Consider the following 25,897-nt stretch of genomic DNA (forward strand, 5'->3'; position numbering starts at 1 on the left):
AGCAACGGGGCTCACCTCTTCCCATCCCGAACAGAGTAGTTAAGCCCGTTAGCGCAGATGGTACTGCTATCATTGTGGGAGAGTATGTCGCCGCCTTCTTCTTGAAAACCCTTTATCCAAAAGATAAGGGGTTTTTTTATGCCCAAAAATCATCCAAATACTCCAAATGCAACTCAATAATAAAGCAGCCCCAAAGGCTGCTTTATTTGTTTAATATGAGTGATTAATCTACGGAGTGGGTAGATCACCCTCGCCTTTAATAGGCAATTTAGATTTACCTATTAGAAATTTATCTACATGATGCGCCGCCTCACGGCCTTCAGAAATGGCCCAGACGATCAAAGACTGACCTCTTCTCATATCTCCGGCTACAAAAATATTCTTCACATTCGTGCTATAATCTTTTTTGCCTTTTATGTTAGTCCTTTCGTCTATTTCCAAGCCTAGCTGTTCACCTAGGCTTTTTTCGGGACCGGTAAAACCCAGGGAAAGCAGGGCTAGGTCGCAGGGCCATTCCTTTTCAGTATTTGGAATTTCCTTTAACTCCGGTTTTTGACCAGGTTTTTTAATCCATTCTACTTGCACTGTTTTTAGAGCTTTTAAATTCCCAGAATTGTCCTTAATAAATTCCTTAGTTTGTATGCTCCAGTTTCTTTCCACACCCTCTTCGTGAGAAGAACTTGTCTTCAAAGTAAACGGCCAATAAGGCCATGGATTTTCATTTGATCTTTGTTCAGGAGGTAATGGCAGGATCTCAAAATTGGTCGCAGATTTTGCTCCATGTCTATTTGAAGTACCTACACAGTCTGATCCTGTATCGCCACCGCCAATTACAATTACATCTTTTCCCTTTGCATTAAGCCTGTCTTCAACATCATGCAATCCGTCAACTGCCTCGTTATTATGCTTCAGGAATTCCATCGCCTGTACCACTCCTTCAGCGTCAGAACCCGGAATTGGCAATTTTCGCCTTTCCGTGGCACCGCCACAAAGAACTACCGCATCAAAACTCTTTAATTCTTCTATTGAGTAATTTTTACCAACTTCAGTGTTCGGTTTAAATTCGATACCTTCAGCTTTCATCTGATCTAAACGACGATCTATCACCTGCTTCTCCATCTTAAAATCTGGAATACCATATCTAAGTAATCCTCCAATTTTTGCATCACGCTCAAAAACCGTCACATTGTGACCCGCGCGGTTCAACTGCTGGGCGGCGGCGAGTCCGGCAGGCCCTGAACCTACAACCGCAATTTTCTTATCGGTACGATGAGCCGGCGGTTCAGGCTTGATCCAGCCTTCTTTAAAACCTCGCTCTACAATATACTTCTCGATCATTTCAATGGCCACAGGAGGCTCTATAATGCCTAATACGCATGCCGATTCACATGGTGCCGGACACAACCTCCCGGTGAATTCCGGAAAATTGTTGGTCGCATGCAATATTTTTAAAGCTTTTTGCCATTCGTTACGATAAACGGCATCGTTGAAATCGGGGATCAAATTTCCCAACGGGCAACCGCTATGACAAAACGGAATACCGCAATCCATACATCTTCCACCTTGTTTTTTTAATTCTTCGGTAGGAAGCTCTTTATGAAATTCCTTATAATTTCTTACCCTTTCTTCGGGTTTTATATCTTCTTCCTCTTTGCGTTCGTATTCTAAAAATCCTCTTAATTCACCCATTCTTATGCAGTTTTAAGATCTACCTCTTCTTCTTTTTTCTTTTTCTCTTCCAATTGCTGAAGTGCCTTTTTATATTCTGTAGGCATCACTTTTATGAAATTCCCGGCATGTTCTTCCCAGTTATTCAGAATTTCTTTGGCAATGTCACTTTCGGTATATTGATAATGATTCACGATAAGTTCCTGAAGTTCCTGAAGATTTTCTTCGGAAGCTTCCTCGAACTCGATCATTTCCATATTAAAGTTGTTTCGGTCAATTTCATTACCTGGATCAAAAATGTAGGCTGTTCCGCCACTCATTCCGGCGGCAAAATTCCTTCCTATTTTTCCCAAAATCACCGCGACACCACCAGTCATATATTCGCAACCATGATCGCCAATGCCTTCGATTACGGCTTTTGCTCCTGAATTTCGTACACAAAAGCGTTCGCCTCCAATTCCGTTAATATAGGCTTCCCCAGAAATAGCTCCATAAAGAGCCACATTCCCAATGATGATATTTTCATTGGATTTGAAGGTCGCCTCTTTTGGTTTTCTAACCGAAAGTATTGCCCCAGAAAGTCCTTTTCCGAAATAATCATTAGAGTTTCCTTCGATATTCAAGTTGAGACCTTTGGCGGCAAATGCTCCAAAACTTTGCCCTGCTGAACCATTAAAGTTCAATGTTAAGGTGTTTTTAGGCAAACCTATGGCACCGTGGATCTTGGAAATCTCGTTGCTGATGATCGCTCCCGTGGTACGATTGGTATTGCTAATTGGGAAACTGAGCGTTACCGGCTCTTTTCGATAAATTGCCGGATGCGCCTGTTTTAAAATTTCAAAATCCAGCACACCATCTAGATTATGCAACTGCTTTTCGGTATTTGAAAGCGGCACGCCTTCCTTGAAATTCGGTTTATGCAGAATATTGGAAAGATCAATTCCTTGGGCTTTGTAATGTTTAATGGCTCGATTCATATCCAGTTTCTGGCATTGTCCCACCATTTCGTTCATATTTCTGAAGCCTAACTGGGCCATGATCTCCCGAAGTTCCTGGGCAATGAAATACATGAAATTGATCACATTTTCAGGAGTTCCTTTAAAGTTCTTCCGCAGTTCTTGATCCTGGGTAGCAATTCCTACCGGGCAGGTATTCAAATGGCAGGCGCGCATCATAATGCAACCGGTGGCCACCAGCGGAGCCGTAGAAAATCCAAATTCCTCTGCACCTAAAAGGCAGGCTATGGCAACATCCCTACCGGTTTTGAGTTGGCCGTCACATTCCACCACGATCCTGCTTCTAAGATTATTCAGCAATAAGGTTTGCTGGGCTTCGGCGATCCCCAATTCCCATGGCAAACCGGCATGTCGCAAGGAAGTGAGGGGAGAAGCCCCCGTTCCTCCATCGTAACCTGAAATTAAGACTACGTCAGCTTTTGCTTTCGCTACACCGGCGGCGATCGTACCCACACCAACTTTGGAAACCAGTTTTACGTTGATCCGCGCTTCACGATTGGCATTTTTCAAGTCAAAGATGAGCTGGGCTAAATCTTCAATAGAATAAATATCATGGTGCGGTGGTGGAGATATCAATCCAACATAAGGAGTAGAATTCCTGGTCTTTGCGATATCAGGATTTACCTTTGGTCCGGGCAACTGTCCGCCTTCACCAGGCTTAGCTCCCTGAGCCATTTTTATCTGAATCTCTTTAGCGTTGGTAAGATAATCGATGCTTACACCAAACCTTCCGGAAGCGACCTGCTTAATTGCCGAATTTCGCCAGTTCCCATTGATGTCTTTTTGAAAACGATCGGCATCCTCACCTCCTTCACCGGAATTGCTTTTTCCCTTGATGCGATTCATCGCAATGGCCAGATTTTCGTGCGCTTCCTTGCTGATGGAACCAAATGACATGGCACCAGTCTTGAATCGCTTTACGATTTCGGTCCATGGCTCAACTTCTTCAAGAGGAATTGGATTTAGCTCCTTAAATTTGAACATTCCGCGTAAGGTCATGAGCTTTTCGTTCTGCTCATTGATTATTCTGGAATATTCAGTATAGGTTTCATAACTGTTCTGCTTTACCGCCTGCTGAAGCTTGGCCACACTGGCCGGATTGAAAACATGGCGTTCCCCATTTCGTCTCCAGCGATAATCTCCACCCATTTCCAAATCGAGATCGGTTTCGGTTTCTGGGGGAAAGAAAGCATGCTGATAACGTTTCTGAACTTCTTTCTCTACTTCATATAGTCCGATACCTTCAATTCTGGTTGGAGTATTCGTGAAATATTTATTGACGAATTTCTTATTTAAACCTAAGATCTCGAAAATCTGGGATCCGCGGTAGGAGAGGAGTGTAGAAATACCAATTTTGTTCATGATCTTCACGATCCCTTTTCCGATGGCGACATTGAAATTTTCCACGGCCACTTCGGGATCCTGAACATCGATCTCTTTTCTATCAACAAGATCATAGATCACTTCGTTAACCATATATGGATTGATCGCACTTGCACCATATCCGAATAAAGCAGCGAAATGATGCGGCTCCCTTGGTTCAGCAGATTCTATCACGATACCGAAAGAAGATCTTCGGTTATGATCTTTGGCGCGATGGTGAACAAAGGAGCAGGCTAGAAGGGAAGGAATTGGAGCCAGTTTTGGACTCACATTCCTGTCTGAAAGAATGATGATATTACAGCCATCATCTACCGCAGCATTAATTTCGAGTATCATTTCTTCGAGCCTGTCCTCCAGCCCATTCATTCCTTTTTCAGCTTCGTAAAGCATGGAAATAGATTTGGCCTTAAAGCCGGGATAGTCAATATATTTAATTTTATCCAGGTCTTCATTGGAAATAACCGGATTCTGGATCTTCAGTTTTTTACATTGTTCGGGGATGATCTCGAACAAATTGATGTCTTCGCCTATGGAAAGGCTAATGTCGGTAACGATTTCCTCGCGGATTCCATCTAACGGCGGATTGGTTACCTGGGCGAACAATTGTTTGAAATAATTGAATAAAAGTTGAGGCTTATCTGAAAGTACCGCCAGCGGAATATCGATTCCCATAGAGCCGATGGCTTCTTTGGCTTTGGAAGCCATGGGAGAGATGATGGTAGATATGTCTTCGTAAGTATAGCCGAATAGTTTTAGTCGGGTGATATAGGGAATTTCCTCAACGGGAGTTTTATTACCCGTGTAGGGAACATTAGCCAGAGGAAGAAGGTTGTCTTTCAGCCAATCTTCGTAAGGCCTTTCAGAAACGATCTTTTTCTTTACTTCCTCATCTTCCACGATTCGGCCCTCTATCATATCTACCAGGAACATTCTTCCGGGTTCTAATCTACCATGCCGCAGCACATTTTCGGGTTTGATATCCAGGACTCCGGTTTCAGAAGACATGACCACATAACCGTCTTTGGTAACAGTGTAGCGGGAAGGCCTTAATCCATTTCGGTCTAAAAGTGCTCCGATATAATTTCCGTCTGTAAAAGGAATGGAGGCGGGCCCATCCCATGGTTCCATGATACAGGCATTATATTCATAAAAAGCTTTTTTCTGGTGGTTCATGGAAGGGTTCTTTTCCCAGGCTTCAGGAACCATCATCATTATGGCCTCGGGCAGGGATCTTCCGGTTTGCAAAAGAAGTTCCAGAGCCATATCCATAGAAGCTGAATCTGATTTTCCTTCCATGGTTACCGGCAGGATCTTTTTAATATCGTTTCCGAAGAGATCACTTTCCAGAAGCTCCTCCCGGGCTCTCATTCGGCTTAAATTCCCTCTCAATGTGTTGATCTCACCATTGTGGCACATATAGCGGAATGGCTGTGCCAGGTCCCAGGTAGGAAAGGTATTGGTAGAAAACCGCTGGTGTACCAGGGCAAGCTTGGTAATTAGATCAGGGTCGTTAAGGTCTTTATAATAATCATTGATGTCCTGAGGCATCAACAGTCCTTTATATATTAAGGTATTGGTGGAAAGACTTGAAAAATAGAAATAATCACTTTGAGAAAGTCCGGAGTTTTCAATGCTGTGCTCGGCGATCTTACGCGCTGTATAAAGTTTGGCATTGAAGCTATGCTTTTCCATATTTTCAGGAAGGGCTATAAAAACCTGTTCGATGGCAGGCTCTACCCGGCTGGCCATTTTTCCAAGGCAAGTACGATTTACCGGTACTTTTCGCCAGCCCAGGATCTCCAGCCCCTGATTTTGGATCTCTTTTTCAAAAGTAGATTTACAAAGATCTGCCTGATTGCCTACTTTGGGTAGAAAGACCATTCCTACGGCATATTCCCGAAAATTGGGTAATTCAAAATCGCACACTTTTTTAAAGAAGTCGTGAGGAACTTCGATGAGGATACCAGCCCCATCTCCCGTTTTGCCATCGGCGCTAACTGCACCTCGATGTTCCAGGCGTACCAGGATGTCTATGGCGTTATGTATAATTCTATTGCTGCGTTCGCCCTTTAAATTGCAAATAAATCCTGCACCGCAATTATCCCGTTCATTTAAAGGGGAGTAGAGTCCCTGTTCTTTCATTCTCATACGTGTTCAATCTAAATTATTCTTTTAAAGTTAAAGAAAAGCGAAAGAATTTTTAAGGGATCAACAGGCTTTAATTCAATATTTTAGGATTTCATATTTCAATAAATTTTTATTGAGAATTTAAAAATTAACCGGGCTTATTTTTATGAAAAGAGTAATGAATAAAGCTGAAAATTATAGCAGGTAGGGAAATCCCTGTTTTTTCGTATTCTTTAGTTTATCTACACCTATTGATTGAATTTTTTGTTAAATTTAACTGTCTGAAAATAAGATTGTTGGATAGTGAAATTTGTTTCTTGGAACTTGTTAAATTAGAATTAGCCTTCTTTTTTACGGCATGAACGAGTAAGCTTGATAATTTTATTTTTAATTACCCCTCATTTTGCAATAGCTTAACTTCATAAGCTTTTAGATTTTTTTTGAATTTCATGTTTATAAGGTGAATCAATTCACCTGGATTTTAGATTCTTCCCCCCGATTGATTCTGTATACAGGATATAAAAAAACCAGATTCTGAATATCTGGTTTGTTCTCTACTCGATTAATTAAGAATAGACATTTTTCCCCCAATTCTTACCTGGGCTAATTGAGTCCCTACATGCTACTGGCCTAACCTTAAATACTAATGATTATGAAAGAAGTTACTTTATTCAGGAAAATTTTCCTGAATTCACCTAAACAACGAACCCGAGGTGCCCTTAGAGTTTCTTTGTTTACTCTAATCGCCATTTTTTCATTCTCTAATATTCTTGGGCAGGGTACTCCGCCACTACCACCACCTGGAGATTGTGTCTCTCAGGATTTGCTGGTTGTTGAGGCCAGATTAGATGCACCTCAATGTGTAGAATGTGAAGAAGGTGATGAACAAAGTTTCCCTTTAATTTTATCAATAAACAATAAAACAGGTTCATTTAGACCGACATTTGCTTTTTTTGGGACACTCGAGGTGAGGGATGCAGAGGGTAATCTAATATCTTCTGAAACTATTTCCGGATGTAATGATACAGATGGTTTACTTCCAAATACCATTACAGAACTGCCTTATCCTCCTATTGAATACACCTGTGGGACTAGTTTAAAAATTACTAACCTATACCTGGCCTGGACCGATGCGTCTAAGGTTGATGATGATAGTAGTAAAAATAGTTGTGCGAATTTAACAACAAATACCACCTCTCAAGGATTTTTAGATATATCTCCTAAATGTGGAACCTTGGGTGAAATTAATGTTGATACTCCACTTTCTGGAGGAGTGAGTTCCACAGATTCAAGTTGTTTCCAGTTTGATGATGGAGAGCTGGAGGCATTACCAATTGGGGGGTTGGCTCCTTATACATATTTATGGAGCAATGGAGAAACTACAAAAACTATCACGGGCTTGTCGCCTGGTACTTATTTTGTTACCATTACAGATTCAAACGATTGTACCTATGATACTCAAGGTACTGTTGGCGAACCCACCGAATTGATTTCTACTGTTGAATCTGTTTCTCATGTAAGTTGTAATGGCTTCTCTGATGGTGCTATTGATATTAGTGTGACCGGCGGAACTCCGGAATATACTTATCTGTGGAATACAGGCGCGACTACCCAGGATTTGTCGGGAATCGCTGCAGGCACCTATTCTGTAACTGTTACCGATACCAATGGCTGTACTGACACCATAGAAGGTATTGAAGTAGGAGAGCCAGATGAGTTGGTGGCTAGTGTTGAAGCTATTTCTGATGTAAGTTGTAAAGGCTTCTCCGATGGTGCTATTGATATTAGTGTAACCGGTGGAACTCCGGAATATACTTATCTCTGGAATACAGGTGCGACTACCCAGGATTTGTCAGGAATCGCGGCAGGCACCTATTCTGTTACTGTTACTGATGCCAATGGCTGTACTGACACCATAGACGGAATCGAGGTAGGAGAACCAGATGAGTTGGTGGCCAGTGTTGAAACTATTTCTGATGTAAGCTGTAATGGCTTCTCTGATGGAGCTATTGATATTAGTGTAAGCGGCGGAACTCCGGAATATACTTATCTGTGGAATATAGGCGCGACTACTCAGGATTTATCGGGAATCGAGGCAGGTACTTATTCGGTACTTATAACCGATGCGAACGGGTGTATTTTTAACCTAAATGACATCGAGATAGGAGAACCAGATGAGTTGGTGGCTAGTGTAGAATCTGTTTCTGATGCCAGTTGTAATGGCTTCTCCGATGGTGCTATTGATATTAGTGTGACCGGTGGAACTCCGGAATATACTTATCTCTGGAATACAGGTGCGACTACCCAGGATTTGTCAGGAATCGCGGCAGGCACCTATTCTGTTACTGTTACTGATGCCAATGGCTGTACTGACACCATAGAAGGTATTGAAGTAGGAGAACCAGATGAGTTGGTGGCTAGTGTTGAAACTATTTCTGATGTAAGCTGTAATGGCTTCTCCGATGGTGCTATTGATATTAGTGTAACCGGCGGAACTCCGGAATATACCTATTTGTGGAATACAGGCGCGACTATCCAGGAATTATCGGGAATCGCGGCAGGTACCTATTCTGTTACTGTTACTGATGCCAATGGCTGTACTGACACCATAGAAGGTATTGAAGTAGGAGAGCCAGATGAGTTGGTGGCTAGTGTTGAATCTGTGACCAATGCGACCTGTAATGGTGAATTGGATGGCGCGATCGATATAAGTGTCACTGGCGGAACTCCGGAATATACTTACCTATGGAGTAATGGTGTAACTACCCAGGATCTTAGTGGTGTAGCCGCAGGACTTTATTCTGTAACTGTTACCGACGCCAATGGCTGTACAGATACGATCGAAAACATAGAAATTGAAGATCCTTCCACCCTTGAAGCAGAAGTGGTTTCGACTTCTGATGTAAGTTGTAATGGCTTCTCTGATGGAGCTATTGATATAAGTGTCACTGGCGGAACTCCGGAATATACCTATCTGTGGAATACAGGTGCGACTACCCAGGATTTGTCAGGAATCGAAGCAGGTACTTATTCGGTACTTATAACCGATGCGAACGGGTGTATTTTTAACCTGAATGACATCGAGGTAGGAGAACCAGATGAGTTGGTGGCTAGTGTAGAATCTGTTTCTGATGCCAGTTGTAATGGCTTCTCTGATGGAGCTATTGATATTAGTGTGACCGGCGGAACTCCGGAATATACTTATCTGTGGAATACAGGCGCGACTACCCAGGATTTATCGGGAATCGCGGCAGGCACTTATTCTGTTACTGTAACCGATGCTAACGGCTGTACTGACACCATAGAAGGTATTGAAGTAGGAGAACCAGATGAGTTGGTGGCTAGTGTAGAAACTATTTCTGATGCCAGCTGTAATGGCTTCTCCGATGGTGCTATTGATATTAGTGTAACCGGCGGAACTCCGGAATATACTTATCTGTGGAATACAGGCGCGACTACCCAGGATTTGTCGGGAATCGCTGCAGGCACCTATTCTGTAACTGTTACCGATACCAATGGCTGTACTGACACCATAGAAGGTATTGAAGTAGGAGAGCCAGATGAGTTGGTGGCTAGTGTTGAATCTGTGACCAATGCGACCTGTAATGGTGAATTGGATGGCGCGATCGATATAAGTGTCACTGGCGGAACTCCGGAATATACTTACCTATGGAGTAATGGTGTAACTACCCAGGATCTTATTGGTGTAGCCGCAGGACTTTATTCTGTAACTGTTACCGACGCCAATGGCTGTACAGATACGATCGAAAACATAGAAATTGAAGATCCTTCCACCCTTGAAGCAGAAGTGGTTTCGACTTCTGATGTAAGTTGTAATGGCTTCTCTGATGGAGCTATTGATATTAGTGTAAGCGGCGGAACTCCGGAATATACTTATCTGTGGAATACAGGTGCGACTACCCAGGATTTGTCGGGAATCGAGGCAGGTACTTATTCGGTACTTATAACCGATGCGAACGGATGTATTTTTAACCTAAATGACATCGAGGTAGGAGAACCAGATGAGTTGGTGGCTAGTGTAGAATCTGTTTCTGATGCCAGTTGTAATGGCTTCTCCGATGGTGCTATTGATATTAGTGTGACCGGCGGAACTCCGGAATATACTTATCTGTGGAATACAGGCGCGACTACCCAGGATTTATCGGGAATCGCGGCAGGCACTTATTCTGTTACTGTAACCGATACCAATGGCTGTACTGACACCATAGACGGAATCGAGGTAGGAGAACCAGATGAGTTGGTGGCTAGTGTAGAAACTATTTCTGATGCCAGCTGTAATGGCTTCTCCGATGGTGCTATTGATATTAGTGTAACCGGCGGAACTCCGGAATATACCTATTTGTGGAATACAGGCGCGACTACCCAGGATTTATCGGGAATCGCGGCAGGTACCTATTCTGTTACTGTTACTGATGCCAATGGCTGTACTGACACCATAGAAGGTATTGAAGTAGGAGAGCCAGATGAGTTGGTGGCTAGTGTTGAATCTGTGACCAATGCGACCTGTAATGGTGAATTGGATGGCGCGATCGGTATAAGTGTCACTGGCGGAACTCCAGAATATACTTACCTATGGAGTAATGGTGTAACTACCCAGGATCTTAGTGGTGTAGCCGCAGGACTTTATTCTGTAACTGTTACCGACGCCAATGGCTGTACCGATACGATCGAAAACATAGAAATTGAAGATCCTTCCACCCTTGAAGCAGAAGTGGTTTCGACTTCTGATGTAAGTTGTAATGGCTTCTCTGATGGAGCTATTGATATTAGTGTAAGCGGCGGAACTCCGGAATATACCTATCTGTGGAATACAGGTGCGACTATTCAGGATTTATCGGGAATCGAAGCAGGTACTTATTCGGTACTTATAACCGATGCGAACGGGTGTATTTTTAACCTGAATGACATCGAGATAGGAGAACCAGAATTTCTGGAAGTAGATGTTCAGGTACAGGATATTAGCTGTCCAGGATTTTCAGATGGAAAAATCACCTTTACAGCTAGTGGAGGAACGGCTCCTTATAGTTCAGATTTAGGTGATTTTAATGTAGATGGAATTTTAGTTCTTGAAAACCTGGGACCTGGGACTTATGGAAATCTTATTTCAGATGCCAATGGCTGTACAATCGCAGTTGATGACATAATCTTATCTGATCCAGATGAAATTGAGATTCCAGAAATTCAAACCACACAGGCTACCTGTATTGCAGATTCTCAAGGTTCTGTAGCGCTAAGTTATAATCCTGTAAGAGAATTCTATTATAGTTATAAGGCAAGTGGAGAGGAGATCTTCTCAGATTATTTCCTTTACGAGGGGCCAATCCCATTAAGTCCAGGGGCTTATGATTTCAAGGTAAAATATAGTTTAGAAGGATGTGAATCAGAAGAATTTGAAGTTATTATTTTAATTCCTCCTGCGACTGTCTTTACATTAACACCTGAAATTGTCCAGCCAGACTGTGATACCGGTTTTGGAAGCATAGCCATTAGGATTGGAGAAGCAACAGAATTGGATACAGAATTTTTCAACTATACTGTTAGCAGTGGAGGTGTCGATTATTATGATGGGGTAAAACAACCTATTGGAGGTTTTACCAACCTTCCTCCTGGGGACTACGTGATATTTGGATTGAGTGACAATGAATGCGATTCAGGTAGAATTGAAGTAACCTTAGAAGAGCCAATTTGTGAAAACTTTGAAGGTTGTACTTTAGGTTATTGGAAAAATCATACAGATAGATGGGAATGTTATTCAACCTGTACGTTGTACTCCGATGTATTCGGTGATTCTACACCATCACAACTTCAGGATAAAACCTTACTTGAAGTGCTCAACCAGGGTGGTGGAGGCATCTACAACCTCGGAAGACAGTCGGTGGCTGCTTTGTTGAATATCTGTAACGGAGACGTGAACTATGAAATTGGTTCGGAAGCTGACTTGATTGCTTATGTTCAAGAGAACTTTAGTAATCCTGGGCCTGCTGGAAGTTACCTTGACGAATTGAACAACGCTGGTTGTACGCTTGGCGGCTCAAGGGCAACTTCAGAACCATCTGAAGGTTGTGAGTCTACTGAAGATAGTAAACCAGGTAAAGGAAACGGAAGAAATAAAAAATCTGTAGCCGGAAACTTCAAGGCTTCTCCTGTACCATTTAATCAAAAATTAACTCTTCAGTATGATTTCGATTATACTTCGAAAAATGTGGAGATCCAGGTGTTTGATCTGAATGGTAGACTACTTAGAACTTATAGAGATAAGAAGGTGTCTAAGGGAGATACTAAAGTGTTGGATATTGATTTTGCTCTAAAAACAAATCAGGTCTATATTATTAGAATGCAGACAGATCGTGAGGTAATTACTAAAAACGTGGTCTCTTCTAAGCGTAAATAAAATGTATACTTTAATAATAAAAAGAGCAGCCAACGGCTGCTCTTTTGCTATATATAAAAAGAAAATCTTAATCTTTTAAGATACTTCTGGAAATTACGATCTTCTGGATCTCAGAAGTTCCTTCGTAGATTTGAGTTATTTTTGCATCTCTCATCAATCTTTCTACGTGGTATTCTTTTACATAACCATTTCCTCCATGTACCTGAACGGCTTCCACGGTCACATCCATGGCGGTTTGCGATGCATGTAGCTTAGCCATAGCTCCGGAAAGATCATAATTATTACCCTGATCTTTATCCCATGCTGCTCTCATTACCATATGACGGGCAGCCTCAATTTGAGTATGCATGTCGGCTAATTTGAACGCGATCGCCTGGTGGTTACAAATCTCGGTTCCAAATGCCTTTCTTTGTTTTGAATAATCTTTAGCCAGCTCGTATGCACCGGAGGCAATTCCTAAAGCCTGGGCTGCTATTCCAATTCTTCCTCCGGAAAGTGTTTTCATCGCGAATTTGAATCCGAAGCCGTCCTCTCCAATTCTATTTTCTTTAGGAACTTTTACATCATTAAAGTTTAAAGAATGAGTATCACTACCTCTAATTCCTAGTTTTTGTTCTTTTGGACCAATTTCAAAACCTTCCCAGCCTTTTTCAACAATAAAGGCATTAATTCCTTTATGTTTTTTCTCCTTATCGGTTTGCGCGATCACAAGAAAGTAATCGGCAGAGCTACCGTTGGTGATCCAGTTCTTGGTACCGTTAAGTACATAATGGTCACCTTTATCTATAGCGGTGGTTTTTTGAGAAGTAGCATCACTTCCTGCTTCTGGTTCAGATAAACAAAAAGCACCAAGTTTTTCTCCGGTAGTAAGTTTAGAAAGGTATTTTTTCTTTTGCTCCTCGTTTCCGAAAGTATCAAGCCCCCAGCAAACTAAGGAATTATTTACAGAGACCATAACTGAAGCCGATGCATCGATCTTCGATAGCTCCTCCATGGCCAGGATGTAGGAAATGGTATCCATTCCGCCACCGCCATATTCCGGTGAGGCCATCATTCCTAAAAATCCAAGGTCACCCATTTTTTTAACAAGTTCCTTTGGAAATTCCTGCTTTTCGTCTCTTTCGATCACCCCCGGCAATAATTCCGTTTTAGCGAAATCACGGGCGGCATCACGAATCATTATATGTTCTTCTGTAAGTTTAAAATCCATTTGAAAAGAAATTTATAAAAAACTAATTTTTGGACGGCAAAGATAGCTTTTTGATACCTATTTTTCAATTGATATTAAGTATTTTTACGAATATGGAAAAAACTGAATACAGAGTTGTAGGAGTCATGTCTGGAACATCCCTGGATGGTATAGACCTTGTATTTGTTGAACTTGATTTTGAAAAAGATGTAGAATTTTCCATCATTGCTTCAGAAACTTATCCTTATTCTTCTGATTGGCGTACATCATTGAACGATGCAATTAACCTGGAAGCAATAGAGCTTAATAAACTGGATAATGATTATACAGATTATCTGTCTGAAGTGATCCTTGATTTTATTCAAAAGAATGATATAGATCTTTTAGATGCAGTATGTAGTCATGGCCACACTATAAAACATAGACCAGAAAAAGGTATCACTTTGCAAATAGGAAATCTTCCTAAACTGGCGAAAACCTTAAATATACCCGTGGTTTGCGATTTCAGGGTACAGGATGTTGAACTGGGTGGACAGGGAGCTCCTTTAGTTCCTATTGGTGACAGACTTCTTTTTGGAGACTATAAATATTGCATCAACCTGGGAGGATTTGCCAATGTTTCCATGGAATCCGGTTCCGGAAGAGTCGCTTTTGATATTTCCCCGGTGAATACTGTTTTTAATCATTATATGCGGAAACTTGGGAAAGAATATGATAAGGATGGTAAGCTCGCCAGGTCTGGTGAAGTCAATGTAGAAATGTTACAGGAACTTAACTCATTGAAATTCTATAAAAAGGAACCTCCAAGGTCATTAGGCATTGAATGGGTGAATTCCCTAATACTTCCGCTTATTGATAGCTGTGAACTTGAAATAAAAGATATTCTTCGAACTTTCGTTGAACATGTTGCTATCCAGATCGCATCATGCCTCGATAATGAATCTTCCTCAGGGGTTTTGGTTACCGGAGGTGGGGCATTTAATGGTTTTCTAATTGAACGCATTAAAGCGCATTCGGCCTGTGATTTCATTATTCCGGAGAAAAAGCTGATCGATTTCAAAGAGGCACTAATATTTGCCTTACTTGGAGTCCTTAAATTAAGAGACGAGGTCAATGTGCTTAGTTCTGTTACGGGTGCAAAAATTGACCATTCTTCAGGCAGGATTTATGAACCCTGAAAATTTTGCCAAATTCCAAATCTAGGCTGCTTAGTTTTTTATATTTGCTGCAAAATATTCCAAAAATGAAAGAATTACTCAAAGTATACGAGAATAAAGAACCCGAAATTGTATTTAACTGGAAAGATTCTGAAACTGAGGCTGAAGGCTGGACAGTAATTAACTCTCTTAGAGGTGGGGCTGCCGGTGGAGGGACCAGGATGAGAGTAGGATTAGATCAGAATGAAGTGCTTTCCCTGGCCAAAACCATGGAGGTGAAATTTACAGTTTCTGGACCCCCAATTGGTGGAGCAAAATCTGGAATAAATTTCGATCCGGCAGATCCTCGCAAAAAGGGAGTTCTGGAACGTTGGTATAAAGCAGTTTCTCCACTTCTGAAAAGTTACTACGGAACTGGAGGCGACCTAAATGTTGATGAAATTAATGAAGTGATCCCTATTACTGAAGATTGTGGTGTTTGGCATCCGCAGGAAGGAGTATTTAATGGTCATTTTCAACCAACCGAAGCAGATAAGATCAATAGAATTGGGCAGCTGAGACAGGGTGTGATCAAAGTACTTGAAAATACTCATTTTTCACCGGATGTAAGCCGCAAGTATACCGTGGCAGATATGATCACTGGTTACGGGGTAGCTGAAGCGGTACACCATTATTATGAAATTTATGGTGGCGATATTAAAGGAAAAAAGGCGATCGTTCAGGGATTTGGTAATGTAGGTTCTGCAGCTGCTTACTATCTTGCTCAAATGGGAGCGAAGATCGTTGGGATCATTGACCGTGCTGGGGGATTGATCAACGAGGAAGGATTCAGTTTTGAGGAAATAAAAGAAATGTTCCTGAATAAAGATGGAAATTCTTTAAGACATGACGATGTAATTCCTTTTGAAGAAGTAAATGAAAAGGTTTGGAAACTGGATGCTGAAATTTTTGCTCCCTGTGCAGCTTCAAGACTGATTTCAAAGGAACAGATCACCAATCTTATCGATCGAAAACTTGAGGTAATTTCATGTGGTGCAAATGTTCCTTTCGCCGATAAAGAAATTTTCTTCGGCCCTATCATGGAATATACCGATGATCGAGTTAGCCTGATCCCAGATTTTATTTCCAACTGCGGGATGGCCAGGGTTTTTGCCTACTTTATGGAAAGAAGGGTTCAGATGACCGATGAAGCGATCTTCAACGACACCTCCATGACCATAAAGAATGCTATTCAGAATACTTTCGATAACAACAGCAGTAAGACCAATATTAGTAAAACAGCTTTCGAAGTTGCTCTAAAACAGCTTGTTTAAAAGTTTGTGTAAACATTTTATGAAGGCAGGTAAAACAAGACTACCTATTAATTAAATTTGGTTTACAATTAAAATCGCGAAAGCACGTTACATTAAAAAACCCATTTATACCTATGCTTAACTTTTTACAGGAGGACGAGGTGGTAGATGCTGCTCAGGCAGCAGAGCCGGTCGTAGAAGAAAAGACATTATCCCTTTTCGATCTTATGTTTAGTGGTGGTCTTGGCGGCCAGATCATCATCATTATTCTTTTCATTCTATTGTTTGCTGCGGTCTATATTTATTTTGAAAGACTTTTTGCGATAAAAGCAGCTAGTAAAGTCGATAAAAACTTTATGCTGCAAATTAAGGACAGCGTTCTTAATGGGAATATTGAATCTGCAAAGATGCGATGCGCTCAGAGTGATTCCCCGGTGGCAAGACTTACTGAAAAAGGTATTTCAAGGATTGGTAGTCCACTGGAAGATATCAATACCGCTATTGAAAATGCTGGTCGTCTTGAGGTATATAAACTGGAGAAGAATGTGAGTATTCTGGCTACAGTGGCTGGTGCCGCACCTATGATCGGGTTCCTAGGAACTGTGATTGGTATGGTGCTTGCTTTCCATGAACTGGCTACAAGTAGTGGTCAGGCTCAAATGGGTGCTCTTGCAGAAGGTATTTATACAGCCATGACAACTACGGTTGCAGGTTTGATAGTGGGTATTATCGCTTATATAGGTTATAATCACCTGGTTGTAAAAACCGATAAGGTGGTTCATCAAATGGAAGCTACCGCAGTAGATTTCCTTGACCTTTTAAACGAACCTGCTTAATATGAATTTAAGAGGAAGAAATAAAATAAGCCCTGAGTTTAGCATGAGCTCGATGACAGATGTGGTTTTCCTGCTGCTCATCTTTTTCATGCTAACCTCTCCGGTGATCACTCCTGAAGCTTTGGATCTTATCCTGCCGAAGGCGAAAGGTAAGACTACCAGTAAGCAAACACTTTCGGTAAGTATTACCAAGGATCTACAGGTGTACATAAACAGCGAAAGAATTAGTAATAGCGCTTTGGAATCTACTTTGAAAAGCCGACTTGCTGGAGAAGAGAATCCTACTATTATACTACGAGCTGAAGAAGGAGTACCGATTGAAAAAGCGGTAAATGTAATGGACATCGCCAACAGGAACAGTTATAAGATCGTTCTGGCGGTAAAACCTGAATAATATGTCTTTGCTGGAAACTAAACATGAGAAGAAGTCCTTTACGATCACGGTAGTATTACATGTGATCCTTATTCTTCTTTTGATCTTTTTCGGCCTTACCTATTTAGATCCACCGCCTGAAAGTGGTATTGCCATAAATTTTGGAACTTCTGAAGTTGGATCGGGAAATGAACAGCCTAAAGAGCCTGTAAAATCGGCGCCAAAAAAAGTTGCTGCACAACCTGTGAAATCTGAACCTGTGATCGAAAAAGAGGTGGTTACCCAGGATATCGAGGAAGCACCGGTTATCGAAAAAAAGAAAAAGGAGCCTACGCCGGTAGAAACTAAGCAACCTGAACCTAAACCAGATCCTAAACCCGTTAAAAAGCCCGATCCGAAACCTGACAAATCTACCAATGATGCCTTAAGTAGTATTCTTAATGGTCCAGAAAAATCTGGAACAGCTACTGGCGGAGAAGGCAATGATAATCAGGCCGGGGATATAGGAAGTCCGGACGGTGACCCTAATGCCAGTTCATACTATGGTCAGGGTGCTGGATTGGATGGAGATGGAAATTACAGGCTGGGAGGAAGAAAAGCCTTGAATAAGGAGAAATTTGTTCAGGATTGTAATGAATCGGGGATCGTTGTTGTGAAGATCGTGGTAGACCAGTCGGGAAGAGTAATAAGCGCACAACCGGGAATGAAAGGAACTACCAATAGCGCTGCGTGTCTTACCGGTCCTGCAAAAAGAGCTGCTTTGGCTACCAGATTCAATAGTGACTCCAATGCGCCTTCAAAACAGGTAGGAACAATTATCTACGACTTTAAACTTACCGAATAGGTGAAAACTTACCAAGATACTGTTGAATGGATGTTTCAGCAGTTACCCATGTATCAGAGAATAGGAAAGCAGGCCTTTAAAAAGGATCTTTCCAATACTTTAAGCCTTGCAGAACATTTAGATCATCCTGAAAAGGCCTTTAAGAGTATACACGTTGCGGGAACCAATGGGAAAGGATCAGTTAGTCATATGTTGGCGTCGATATTTCAATCTGCTGGTTATAAAACAGGTTTATATACTTCTCCGCATTTAAAGGATTTTAGGGAACGTATAAGGATCAATGGGCTTGAGATCCCACAGGAGGATGTTATTTCTTTCATTGATGAAAACCAGATATTTTTAGGTCAGCATAAACTTAGCTTTTTTGAGATGACCGTGGGTATGGCGTTTAATTATTTCGCTAAAGAGAAGGTAGATATCGCTATTATTGAAACCGGAATGGGAGGAAGGCTGGATTCCACCAATATCATTACTCCACAGCTATCCGTGATCACGAATATTGGAATGGATCATACCGCATACCTGGGAAATAACCTTGCAGAGATCGCAGGTGAAAAAGCTGGTATCATAAAGAAAAAGGTTCCAGTTGTTATTGGTGAGAGGCATGAAGAAACAGCTTCGGTATTTCAAGCAAAAGCTAAAGATTTGGAATCTGAAATTTACTTCGCTGAAGATTTTGAGTTTTCTGAATATCATACAGACTTAAAAGGAGAATATCAGAAAAAGAATCTGAAAACGGTTCTTGCATCCATTAAAGTCCTCAAAGGAGATGGATGGAAGATCACTGAAGAAGCTGTGATAAATGGCTTGAATAACGTAAAATTACATACAGGTCTACAGGGTAGATGGGAAGTCATCAGGGAAAAGCCTAAAGTGATCTGTGATACCGCTCATAATACTGAAGGCTTAAAGCTTGTAATTGAGCAATTAAAAAAAGAAAAATTTCAACATCTGCATATTGTACTGGGTGTGGTAAGTGATAAGGATCTTAACGCGGTACTCCCATTATTCCCGAAAGAAGCCAGGTATTACTTTGCCAAGCCAGATGTACCCAGGGGACTTTTAGCGACTATTCTGAAAAAAGAAGGGTTAAAATATGCTCTTGAGGGTGAGGTGTATGAATCAGTTTATGAAGCATTTCAGGCTGCAGAAGAAGAGTCCCTGGATGAAGATCTTATATTTATTGGTGGAAGTAATTTCACCGTTGCTGAAGTATTGTAACTGCAAATATTAGATGTGTTTAAAATTTAACTTATCTATTTAATGCTCTGTTAATCATTTTTTCAAGTTTCCTCAGTTATTATTCAATTTGCTTTTGATAAAACCCATCCCTACTGGTTTATTTGACTTTTTAGCTACGATTTTTTTAATTAAAAAATCAACTAAAAATGAAAGCAATTACAAATTTATTAATCATGGTATTCATGCTATCCTTTTATGGAGTAGCTATGAGCCATGAGGAAACCAAACTGTCACAGGAAGAGGGCAGCAGTCCTGAGTACATTTCCATGACTAAAACGCACTGGAACGATGATCCTGAAACAGATTTTTCTGATTGGCTAGAAACCGAAAGGAAATATTTTGAAAAGTTACCATGAAGAATGATCTTATTTTTGGATTTTGGTGTTTATACGCATTTTTTTCCGGAGATAATTCTGAAATAGTTTTGGTTAATGTTTACCGTACCTGGGAAGATATTGGAAAAACAAATGAAGTGAATTAAAAATTAATTGAAGAGGCTTGGCCAGATGAAGATGGGAGGGATGCTTTTATGGCAGATATGAATAAGCATTTTACAGGTAAACATTCAGATTATATTTATCGAACAGTGCTGGAATTAATTAAAAGTTCTCCATAAAATATTGGTCCTGAGCTTAGTGGCTTTGGAATCTATTTTTTTAATACCTCGATCAAATGGAATCAGGAAAATAATTTAATTTTTCGATGAAATTGTTTTGTGTAATTGAAAATCTGGTCTATATTTGCATCCGCAATCACGCAAGGGCGCGTAGCTCAGTTGGTTCAGAGCACTTGGTTTACACCCAAGGGGTCAGGGGTTCGAATCCCTTCGCGCCCACAGAATCGAAAAAGGCTTCCAGTTTTGGAAGTCTTTTTTTATGAGGTGAAAATAAAATTAAAATCCTTTAAATTTTGTGTTTTTGATTGGCGATTTTTGATATATTTGCACCCGCAATCTTGCAGGGCGCGTAGCTCAGTTGGTTCAGAGCACTTGGTTTACACCCAAGGGGTCAGGGGTTCGAATCCCTTCGCGCCCACAGAAAATAAAAAGGCTTCCGGTTTTGGAGGTCTTTTTTTATTTTAGAAGGAATTGATGATTATTAGATGTATGATAATTCCTTTTTAATATCTTGCTATTAATTGGAGTGTTAGCTCAGTTGGTTCAGAGCACTACCTTGACAGGGTAGGGGTCACTGGTTCGAATCCAGTACACTTCACTATTTTCATCCTTGTAAATCAAGTAGCCTGGAATTTAACTTATAACCGATCATCATGAAAAAATTACTTTTCTTAAGTTTCCTTTTCCTTACTTGTCATATTCAGGCGCAGAGCTCTGATGAGCAGCAATTGAAAGCTTTGATTCAGAATTCCTTTGACGATATTTTTTCCGATGCTATGCTGGAAAATCTGGATAAATATTATACAGAAGATTTTTTACTACTTGAAGTTGGAGAAGTCTGGGGTATGGATCGGATAAAAAAAGAGCTTTCTTCTTATGATTTAAGAGGCGCTGAGCGAATTAATGAATTTGAATTTATTGAAGTAAAGATTAAAGGTGAGTCGGCATGGATCGCCTACCATAATAACGCTATTTTTAAGAAGGATGGAAAACTTGTTGGCGAGCGAAATTGGCTAGAAAGTGCAACAGCTATTAAGACTGAAAATGGCTGGAAATTGGATATGTTACATTCTACCTTGAAAACTGAGGAGATGGACTAAGATTCCTTTTGGATGGCTTTTAGTGCTCTTTCCATGGTCATTCCTCGTGATCCTTTTATAAGAAAATAGCTATTTTCAAATTTGCTATCCTCCAGGTGTTCCAACAAGTGATTTGTGTCTCTGAATTTGAATATCTGGTGGCTTTTAATTTCTGTATTCATAAAATTTCTACCTACGAGGTAGGTCTCTGAAAAAGCACTATTGTTCGTGTAATTCGCAATGACCTGGTGTTCTACTGGGGAGGATTTTCCTAATTCGAACATGTCTCCCAGGATAGCTATTTTTTGTTTGGAAGTTTTAATGTTTTTGAAATTCTCCAGGGCGGCGTGCATGCTTGTAGGATTGGCATTGTAGGCATCCATTATTATGGTATTGGATCCATCCTGTATTATCTGTGAACGATTATTTTGAGGGACATAATTCTCAATCGCCTCTTTTATTGTGTTGAATTCAACCTTAAAATATAGGCCTATACATAATGCAGCGGCCATATTTGTGGCATTATAACTTCCGGTAAGCTGACTTTTGAATTCGGTGTTGTTATAGTTGAGTTCCGCTAAAGCGCTGTTCTTAGTGTATTCTAATTTAACTTCTGAACGGGCATTTTCACCAAAGCTAAACGTATGATTATAGTTTGCTTGTTTTTTCTGAATTTCATCATCAAGATTCAGGAATATTAACTTCTGGTTTTCCTGAAGATGTTTGTAAAGTTCGGTTTTTCCTTTAATAACGCCCTCAACCCCTCCAAAACCTTCAAGGTGGGCTTTACCGAAATTCGTTATATATCCATAATCCGGATTTGCTATAGTGCATAAGAATTCGATCTCCATGAGATGGTTTGCGCCCATTTCTACGATCCCAAATTCAGTTTGATCATCCATGGAAAGAAGAGTGAGCGGTACGCCAATATGGTTGTTGAGATTTCCTTTTGTAGCAATGGTTTTGAATTTTCTTGAGAGCACAGAATTAATTAGTTCCTTGGTGGTTGTTTTTCCATTGCTTCCGGTAATTGCTAGAATGGGAAGGCCCAGGTAATTTCTATGGAAAAGTGCAAGCTTTTGTAATGTCTCAAGGGAGTTTTTTACAACAATATAGTCTTCTTTGTTCCTGGCGAATTTCTTGTCATCTATAACAGCATACCGAGCTCCATTCTTTAAAGCTTCATCTGCAAATTCATTTCCATTGAAATTTTCTCCTTTAAGAGCAAAAAACATACTGTCCTTCTTTATGTTCCTGGTATCGGTATCTGCGCCGGAACAAAGAAGGAAGCGCTGGTGGATTCTGGCTGTGTTCATAAAATAAATCTATAAAAAAAGCCCTAAACTAGTTAGGGCTTTAAGTATAATTTAGGTAACAAATCTTAATTGCTCCTTGCTGTTTTATTCTTGTCTAGTGATTTTGAACCTACTCTGGACATAGCATTTCTAAATCCTATATAATCTGTTGCCATATCCTGAGGGAAATAACGGCGTTGAGCAGGATCCAGCCAATAGGCACGGTCTCTCCAGCTACCTCCCTTGTAAACTCGAACTTCGTCGCTTACAAGAGTTGTTCTTTTTTCCTTATCGTATCCTCTTTCCGTTATACCTTCTGAAGTACTATCAGAGTAAGAGAAGTTATCATAAGTTGGTGAGTTGTACATTCTTTTAGAAGCTTCACCGTCTGTATCCTGGAAAGGCTGATAATATCTGCTTGAACTTTTATCTCCATCACGGAAATCTCTCTGGTCGCTTTCTGTAAAGTTCGTTCTCATGTAAGTATCTTCATCGGTAACCGGTACCTGAGCGATCTCACCTGGAAGATTTCTTGCAACTAATTTACCGTTGCTTAAGGTATCGTATACGATATCATCTGTTCCTACAACTTTAACGGTGCCATCTTCATTGATAGCATGTTTGGTATATACGTTACCACGGTAGTAGTTGAAATCATTAAATTCGTCATCTACAATAGGACGATAAACATCAGCAACCCATTCAGAAACGTTTCCAGCCATATCATAAAGGCCGAAATCGTTTGGCTCGTAACTTTTTACTTCGGCGGTAATATCTGCACCATCATCACTCCATCCGGCGATCCCGCCATAATCACCATCTCCCTGCTTGAAGTTGGCAAGCTGATCCCCCATTTTCTTTACGTCTCCATTTCTGGTATACTGGCCATCCCATGGATATTTTTTTCTACCTCTGTAGGTATTGTAATTTCGAATTCCTACCAAACCTAAAGCTGCATATTCCCACTCTGCTTCCGTTGGTAGTCTGTATTCAGGGTAGATAAGTCCGCTTTCGCGTCCAGGATATACCTTTTTCACCGGGTTACCAGCTTCATTCGTTTCGCTAAGTCTATCCTGGGATTCATCACCACCCTGGCTTATTTCTGTATTTCCTCCATAAGCCTTGCTCGGAGTATGAATATAAGTTTCAGTGTTGAATGTTGAAGAGGCTTCTACATCAGATAAATGAGCTCCTTCCTTTATAAATCCTTCGTCCTGTAAACGATGTTCGTTCACACGATCTGTTCTCCATTTACTAAATTCAACTGCCTGGATCCAACTAACTCCTACTACAGGATATTCAGCATAGGCCGGGTGACGCAAATAATTTGTCACCATAGTTTCGTTATATCCTAAGCGGTTTCTCCATACCAGGGTGTCTGGAAGAGCTCCGTCATATATATTCTTATAGTTTTGCTCGCTAGGAGGGAATACTCTTCTTAGCCAGTCTAGGTATTCCAAATACATTTTATTGGTAACCTCTGTCTCATCCATATAAAAGGACTGAACATGTTGCTGTGTTGGAGTATTATTCCAGTCATGCATAGGATCATCCTGTACACGTCCCATAGTGTAAGTTCCTCCTTCAACAAATACTAATCCCGGGGCAGCTTCCTGCTCCTTATAATCTGTGTTGTACTGGAATCCACCTTCGTCAGAATTTATATCCCAGCCGGTTGCTCTGGAGGTATTTTTGTAATTGTTGGATTTGTTACAGCTAAGTAAGCTAAGGCCGCAAACTACAGCAATAACGCCTTTTAAAGCTACATTCAATTTCATATGATTTCCTTCTTTATGATAGAAATTTAGGCTCTGCAATATACTAATTAACGATAAATGTACAAGATTATTTTATTATTTCTGAAACTCTCAAAAACCCTATAACTCTCTGATATGCTATAACCTATCTATGATTTATATTTGGTTTATTTTTAGTGATTTAGACCTAGAAAATACTAGTATATTTTAACGTAACTTTTCTTTGAATATTGCGGTTTCGATTGAAAGTTATCGAATTTTCATTCCTCTTGTCCATCTATTGCAATAAATTCAAATTATTTGAGTTATATTCAATAGCCTCAAATTTTTATATGTCCATAAATTTTGAGGTTTCTTTGAATACGAAAGCTTTTTCGGGCGTAGGTTCTTTCTTAACAGGAATATTACTATATATTTGTTTATCATTAACGACTATAATGAAAAAAATTACATTCTTATTGGTAACGGTGATTTTATTTGCCGATTTTTCAGCATTTGCTCAGGATGAAAGGGATAGGGTTATAACCACGGCCGTACCATTTCTATTAGTTGCTGCAGATGCACGAGGTGCGGGAATGGGTGATCAGGGAGTTGCGACTTCTCCTGATGTTTTCTCGCAACAATGGAATCCTGCGAAATATGCTTTTGCTACACGTGAAAACGGAATTGCAGTTTCTTACACCCCATATTTGAGTGAGATTGTAAATGATATATTCCTGGGAAGTCTTAATTATTACCATAAACTGGATGATAGAAGTGCTCTTGCTGCGAGCTTGAGATATTTTAGCTTAGGATCTATTGAAACCAGGGGGAGTTTTGAAGAAAGCCCTATCCTGGTAAATCCAAACGAACTTACTTTCGATCTTTCCTATTCACTCAAATTAAGCGAGAATTTCTCTATGGCTGTGGCCGGGAGATATTTAAGGTCTGATCTTGGTCTTCAGGATAATGAAGATCTTGGTGCGGCTTCAACTTTTGGAGTTGATGTAGCTGCATTTTATGAAGGAGATCAGATAACCTTTAATTCTTTCGATGCAAGGTGGAGATTAGGTGCAAATATTTCCAATATCGGTCCCAAAATGAAATATGACGATGCCGGACAGGAAAATTTCATTCCTACAAATCTTAAGTTAGGAGCAGGATTCGATTTTATTTTTGATGCAGATAACCGCCTTGGAACTTATGTGGAATTCAATAAACTTCTAGTTCCAACTCCTCAGGATTTTGATGGAGATGGTGATATAGACGGAGAGGATGATGAAGAATATAATGAAATTGGAGCTATCGAGGGAATATTTAAATCTTTCGGAGATGCTCCAGATGGATTTTCAGAAGAACTGAAGGAAATTACTTTGGCCCTTGGAGCTGAATACTGGTACAGAGATAAATTTGCGCTTCGAGCTGGTTATTTCAATGAAAGTGAAGAAAAAGGTTTTAGAAGATTCTTTTCTTTAGGTGCCGGGTTTGCATATGAATCTGTAGTGATAGATGCTTCCTATCTATTTTCCACATCTTCAGTGCCCAGTCCTTTAGAAGGCACCCTTAGATTTGGCCTTAGCTTCCATTTTGGAGATAACTATAATAATTAGGAGGGTTACAAATCTTAAATCT

At 40.5% G+C, this 25,897-nt stretch carries 16 protein-coding genes, 3 tRNA genes and 1 rRNA gene; 15 read left to right on the plus strand and 5 right to left on the minus strand.

The window, feature by feature from the left end; all coding sequences use genetic code 11:
- Positions 1 to 99 (plus strand): 5S ribosomal RNA (gene rrf / locus ML462_RS12050); the annotation flags it as partial.
- Between the two features lie 129 nt (positions 100 to 228).
- Here the strand turns inward: rrf and ML462_RS12055 are convergent.
- Entirely contained in the window at positions 229 to 1,689 is a 1,461-nt protein-coding gene (locus ML462_RS12055; protein WP_240714080.1) for a glutamate synthase subunit beta, read from the minus strand.
- Between the two features lie 2 nt (positions 1,690 to 1,691).
- The gene (gene gltB, locus ML462_RS12060; protein ID WP_240714081.1) at positions 1,692 to 6,215 is read right to left on the minus strand and encodes a glutamate synthase large subunit; all 4,524 of its coding nucleotides are present in this window, start codon (positions 6,213 to 6,215) and stop codon (positions 1,692 to 1,694) included.
- 631 nt (positions 6,216 to 6,846) lie between these two features.
- Here gltB and ML462_RS12065 point away from each other — a divergent pair.
- Positions 6,847 to 12,606 carry a hypothetical protein gene (locus ML462_RS12065; protein ID WP_240714082.1) on the plus strand — a complete coding sequence of 1,920 codons (5,760 nt, stop codon included), beginning with the start codon at positions 6,847 to 6,849 and terminating at the stop codon, positions 12,604 to 12,606.
- Between the two features lie 67 nt (positions 12,607 to 12,673).
- Here ML462_RS12065 and ML462_RS12070 read toward each other — a convergent pair whose 3' ends face one another.
- Positions 12,674 to 13,816 carry an acyl-CoA dehydrogenase gene (locus ML462_RS12070; RefSeq protein ID WP_240714083.1) on the minus strand — a complete coding sequence of 381 codons (1,143 nt, stop codon included), beginning with the start codon at positions 13,814 to 13,816 and terminating at the stop codon, positions 12,674 to 12,676.
- Positions 13,817 to 13,908: 92 nt separating this feature from the next.
- Here ML462_RS12070 and ML462_RS12075 point away from each other — a divergent pair, with 92 nt between their 5' ends.
- From ML462_RS12075 to ML462_RS12125, 12 genes are all read left to right on the plus strand, one after another.
- Positions 13,909 to 14,973, plus strand: a complete 1,065-nt coding sequence (locus ML462_RS12075) for an anhydro-N-acetylmuramic acid kinase (protein ID WP_240714084.1) — start codon at positions 13,909 to 13,911, stop codon at positions 14,971 to 14,973.
- A 65-nt stretch (positions 14,974 to 15,038) separates the two neighbouring features.
- Positions 15,039 to 16,265, plus strand: a complete 1,227-nt coding sequence (locus ML462_RS12080) for a Glu/Leu/Phe/Val dehydrogenase dimerization domain-containing protein (protein WP_240714085.1) — start codon at positions 15,039 to 15,041, stop codon at positions 16,263 to 16,265.
- Positions 16,266 to 16,378: 113 nt separating this feature from the next.
- On the plus strand, positions 16,379 to 17,080 hold the full coding sequence (locus ML462_RS12085) for a MotA/TolQ/ExbB proton channel family protein (protein WP_240714086.1): 702 nt from the start codon (positions 16,379 to 16,381) through the stop codon (positions 17,078 to 17,080).
- Between the two features lies 1 nt (position 17,081).
- Positions 17,082 to 17,474 (plus strand): ExbD/TolR family protein, encoded by a 393-nt coding sequence (locus tag ML462_RS12090; RefSeq protein WP_156274261.1) that lies wholly within the window; start codon positions 17,082 to 17,084, stop codon positions 17,472 to 17,474.
- Between the two features lies 1 nt (position 17,475).
- Positions 17,476 to 18,297, plus strand: a complete 822-nt coding sequence (locus ML462_RS12095; RefSeq protein ID WP_240714087.1) for an energy transducer TonB — start codon at positions 17,476 to 17,478, stop codon at positions 18,295 to 18,297.
- Positions 18,298 to 19,518 carry a bifunctional folylpolyglutamate synthase/dihydrofolate synthase gene (locus ML462_RS12100; protein WP_423738481.1) on the plus strand — a complete coding sequence of 407 codons (1,221 nt, stop codon included), beginning with the start codon at positions 18,298 to 18,300 and terminating at the stop codon, positions 19,516 to 19,518. It abuts the gene before it with no gap.
- Positions 19,519 to 19,685: 167 nt separating this feature from the next.
- Complete coding sequence (locus ML462_RS12105; RefSeq protein ID WP_240714088.1) at positions 19,686 to 19,895, plus strand: hypothetical protein; 210 nt, start codon at positions 19,686 to 19,688, stop codon at positions 19,893 to 19,895.
- Positions 19,892 to 20,020 (plus strand): hypothetical protein, encoded by a 129-nt coding sequence (locus ML462_RS16100; RefSeq protein WP_262914762.1) that lies wholly within the window; start codon positions 19,892 to 19,894, stop codon positions 20,018 to 20,020. The genes ML462_RS12105 and ML462_RS16100 overlap by 4 nt, the downstream gene beginning before the upstream one ends.
- A gap of 279 nt (positions 20,021 to 20,299) precedes the next feature.
- Positions 20,300 to 20,374: transfer RNA gene (locus tag ML462_RS12110), tRNA-Val, on the plus strand.
- 124 nt (positions 20,375 to 20,498) lie between these two features.
- A tRNA-Val gene (locus ML462_RS12115) sits at positions 20,499 to 20,573 on the plus strand.
- Positions 20,574 to 20,678: 105 nt separating this feature from the next.
- Positions 20,679 to 20,753 (plus strand) — tRNA-Val (locus tag ML462_RS12120).
- Between the two features lie 55 nt (positions 20,754 to 20,808).
- Positions 20,809 to 21,255: a DUF4440 domain-containing protein gene (locus tag ML462_RS12125; protein ID WP_240714089.1), complete on the plus strand. Its 447-nt coding sequence runs from the start codon at positions 20,809 to 20,811 to the stop codon at positions 21,253 to 21,255.
- Here the strand turns inward: ML462_RS12125 and ML462_RS12130 are convergent.
- Together ML462_RS12130 and gldJ are read right to left on the minus strand one after the other, a co-directional pair.
- Positions 21,252 to 22,550, minus strand: coding sequence for a UDP-N-acetylmuramoyl-tripeptide--D-alanyl-D-alanine ligase (locus tag ML462_RS12130; RefSeq protein ID WP_240714090.1), 1,299 nt, complete (start codon positions 22,548 to 22,550; stop codon positions 21,252 to 21,254). The two genes, ML462_RS12125 and ML462_RS12130, sit on opposite strands and share 4 nt — an antisense overlap.
- Positions 22,551 to 22,615: 65 nt before the next feature.
- On the minus strand, positions 22,616 to 24,307 hold the full coding sequence (gene gldJ, locus ML462_RS12135) for a gliding motility lipoprotein GldJ (RefSeq protein WP_240714091.1): 1,692 nt from the start codon (positions 24,305 to 24,307) through the stop codon (positions 22,616 to 22,618).
- A 416-nt stretch (positions 24,308 to 24,723) separates the two neighbouring features.
- Here gldJ and porV point away from each other — a divergent pair, with 416 nt between their 5' ends.
- Entirely contained in the window at positions 24,724 to 25,875 is a 1,152-nt protein-coding gene (gene porV, locus ML462_RS12140; RefSeq protein WP_240714092.1) for a type IX secretion system outer membrane channel protein PorV, read from the plus strand.
- Positions 25,876 to 25,897: the final 22 nt, after the last annotated feature.

This window comes from Christiangramia lutea, from assembly GCF_022489035.1.
Taxonomy (GTDB): domain Bacteria; phylum Bacteroidota; class Bacteroidia; order Flavobacteriales; family Flavobacteriaceae; genus Christiangramia; species Christiangramia lutea.

Coding starts and splice junctions, on each gene's coding strand:
- ML462_RS12055 (WP_240714080.1), bottom strand. CDS start 1,689: ATGGGTGAATTAAGAGGATTTTTAGAATACGAACGCAAAGAGGAAGAA.
- gltB (WP_240714081.1), bottom strand. CDS start 6,215: ATGAGAATGAAAGAACAGGGACTCTACTCCCCTTTAAATGAACGGGAT.
- ML462_RS12065 (WP_240714082.1), top strand. CDS start 6,847: ATGAAAGAAGTTACTTTATTCAGGAAAATTTTCCTGAATTCACCTAAA.
- ML462_RS12070 (WP_240714083.1), bottom strand. CDS start 13,816: ATGGATTTTAAACTTACAGAAGAACATATAATGATTCGTGATGCCGCC.
- ML462_RS12075 (WP_240714084.1), top strand. CDS start 13,909: ATGGAAAAAACTGAATACAGAGTTGTAGGAGTCATGTCTGGAACATCC.
- ML462_RS12080 (WP_240714085.1), top strand. CDS start 15,039: ATGAAAGAATTACTCAAAGTATACGAGAATAAAGAACCCGAAATTGTA.
- ML462_RS12085 (WP_240714086.1), top strand. CDS start 16,379: ATGCTTAACTTTTTACAGGAGGACGAGGTGGTAGATGCTGCTCAGGCA.
- ML462_RS12090 (WP_156274261.1), top strand. CDS start 17,082: ATGAATTTAAGAGGAAGAAATAAAATAAGCCCTGAGTTTAGCATGAGC.
- ML462_RS12095 (WP_240714087.1), top strand. CDS start 17,476: ATGTCTTTGCTGGAAACTAAACATGAGAAGAAGTCCTTTACGATCACG.
- ML462_RS12105 (WP_240714088.1), top strand. CDS start 19,686: ATGAAAGCAATTACAAATTTATTAATCATGGTATTCATGCTATCCTTT.
- ML462_RS16100 (WP_262914762.1), top strand. CDS start 19,892: ATGAAGAATGATCTTATTTTTGGATTTTGGTGTTTATACGCATTTTTT.
- ML462_RS12125 (WP_240714089.1), top strand. CDS start 20,809: ATGAAAAAATTACTTTTCTTAAGTTTCCTTTTCCTTACTTGTCATATT.
- ML462_RS12130 (WP_240714090.1), bottom strand. CDS start 22,550: ATGAACACAGCCAGAATCCACCAGCGCTTCCTTCTTTGTTCCGGCGCA.
- gldJ (WP_240714091.1), bottom strand. CDS start 24,307: ATGAAATTGAATGTAGCTTTAAAAGGCGTTATTGCTGTAGTTTGCGGC.
- porV (WP_240714092.1), top strand. CDS start 24,724: ATGAAAAAAATTACATTCTTATTGGTAACGGTGATTTTATTTGCCGAT.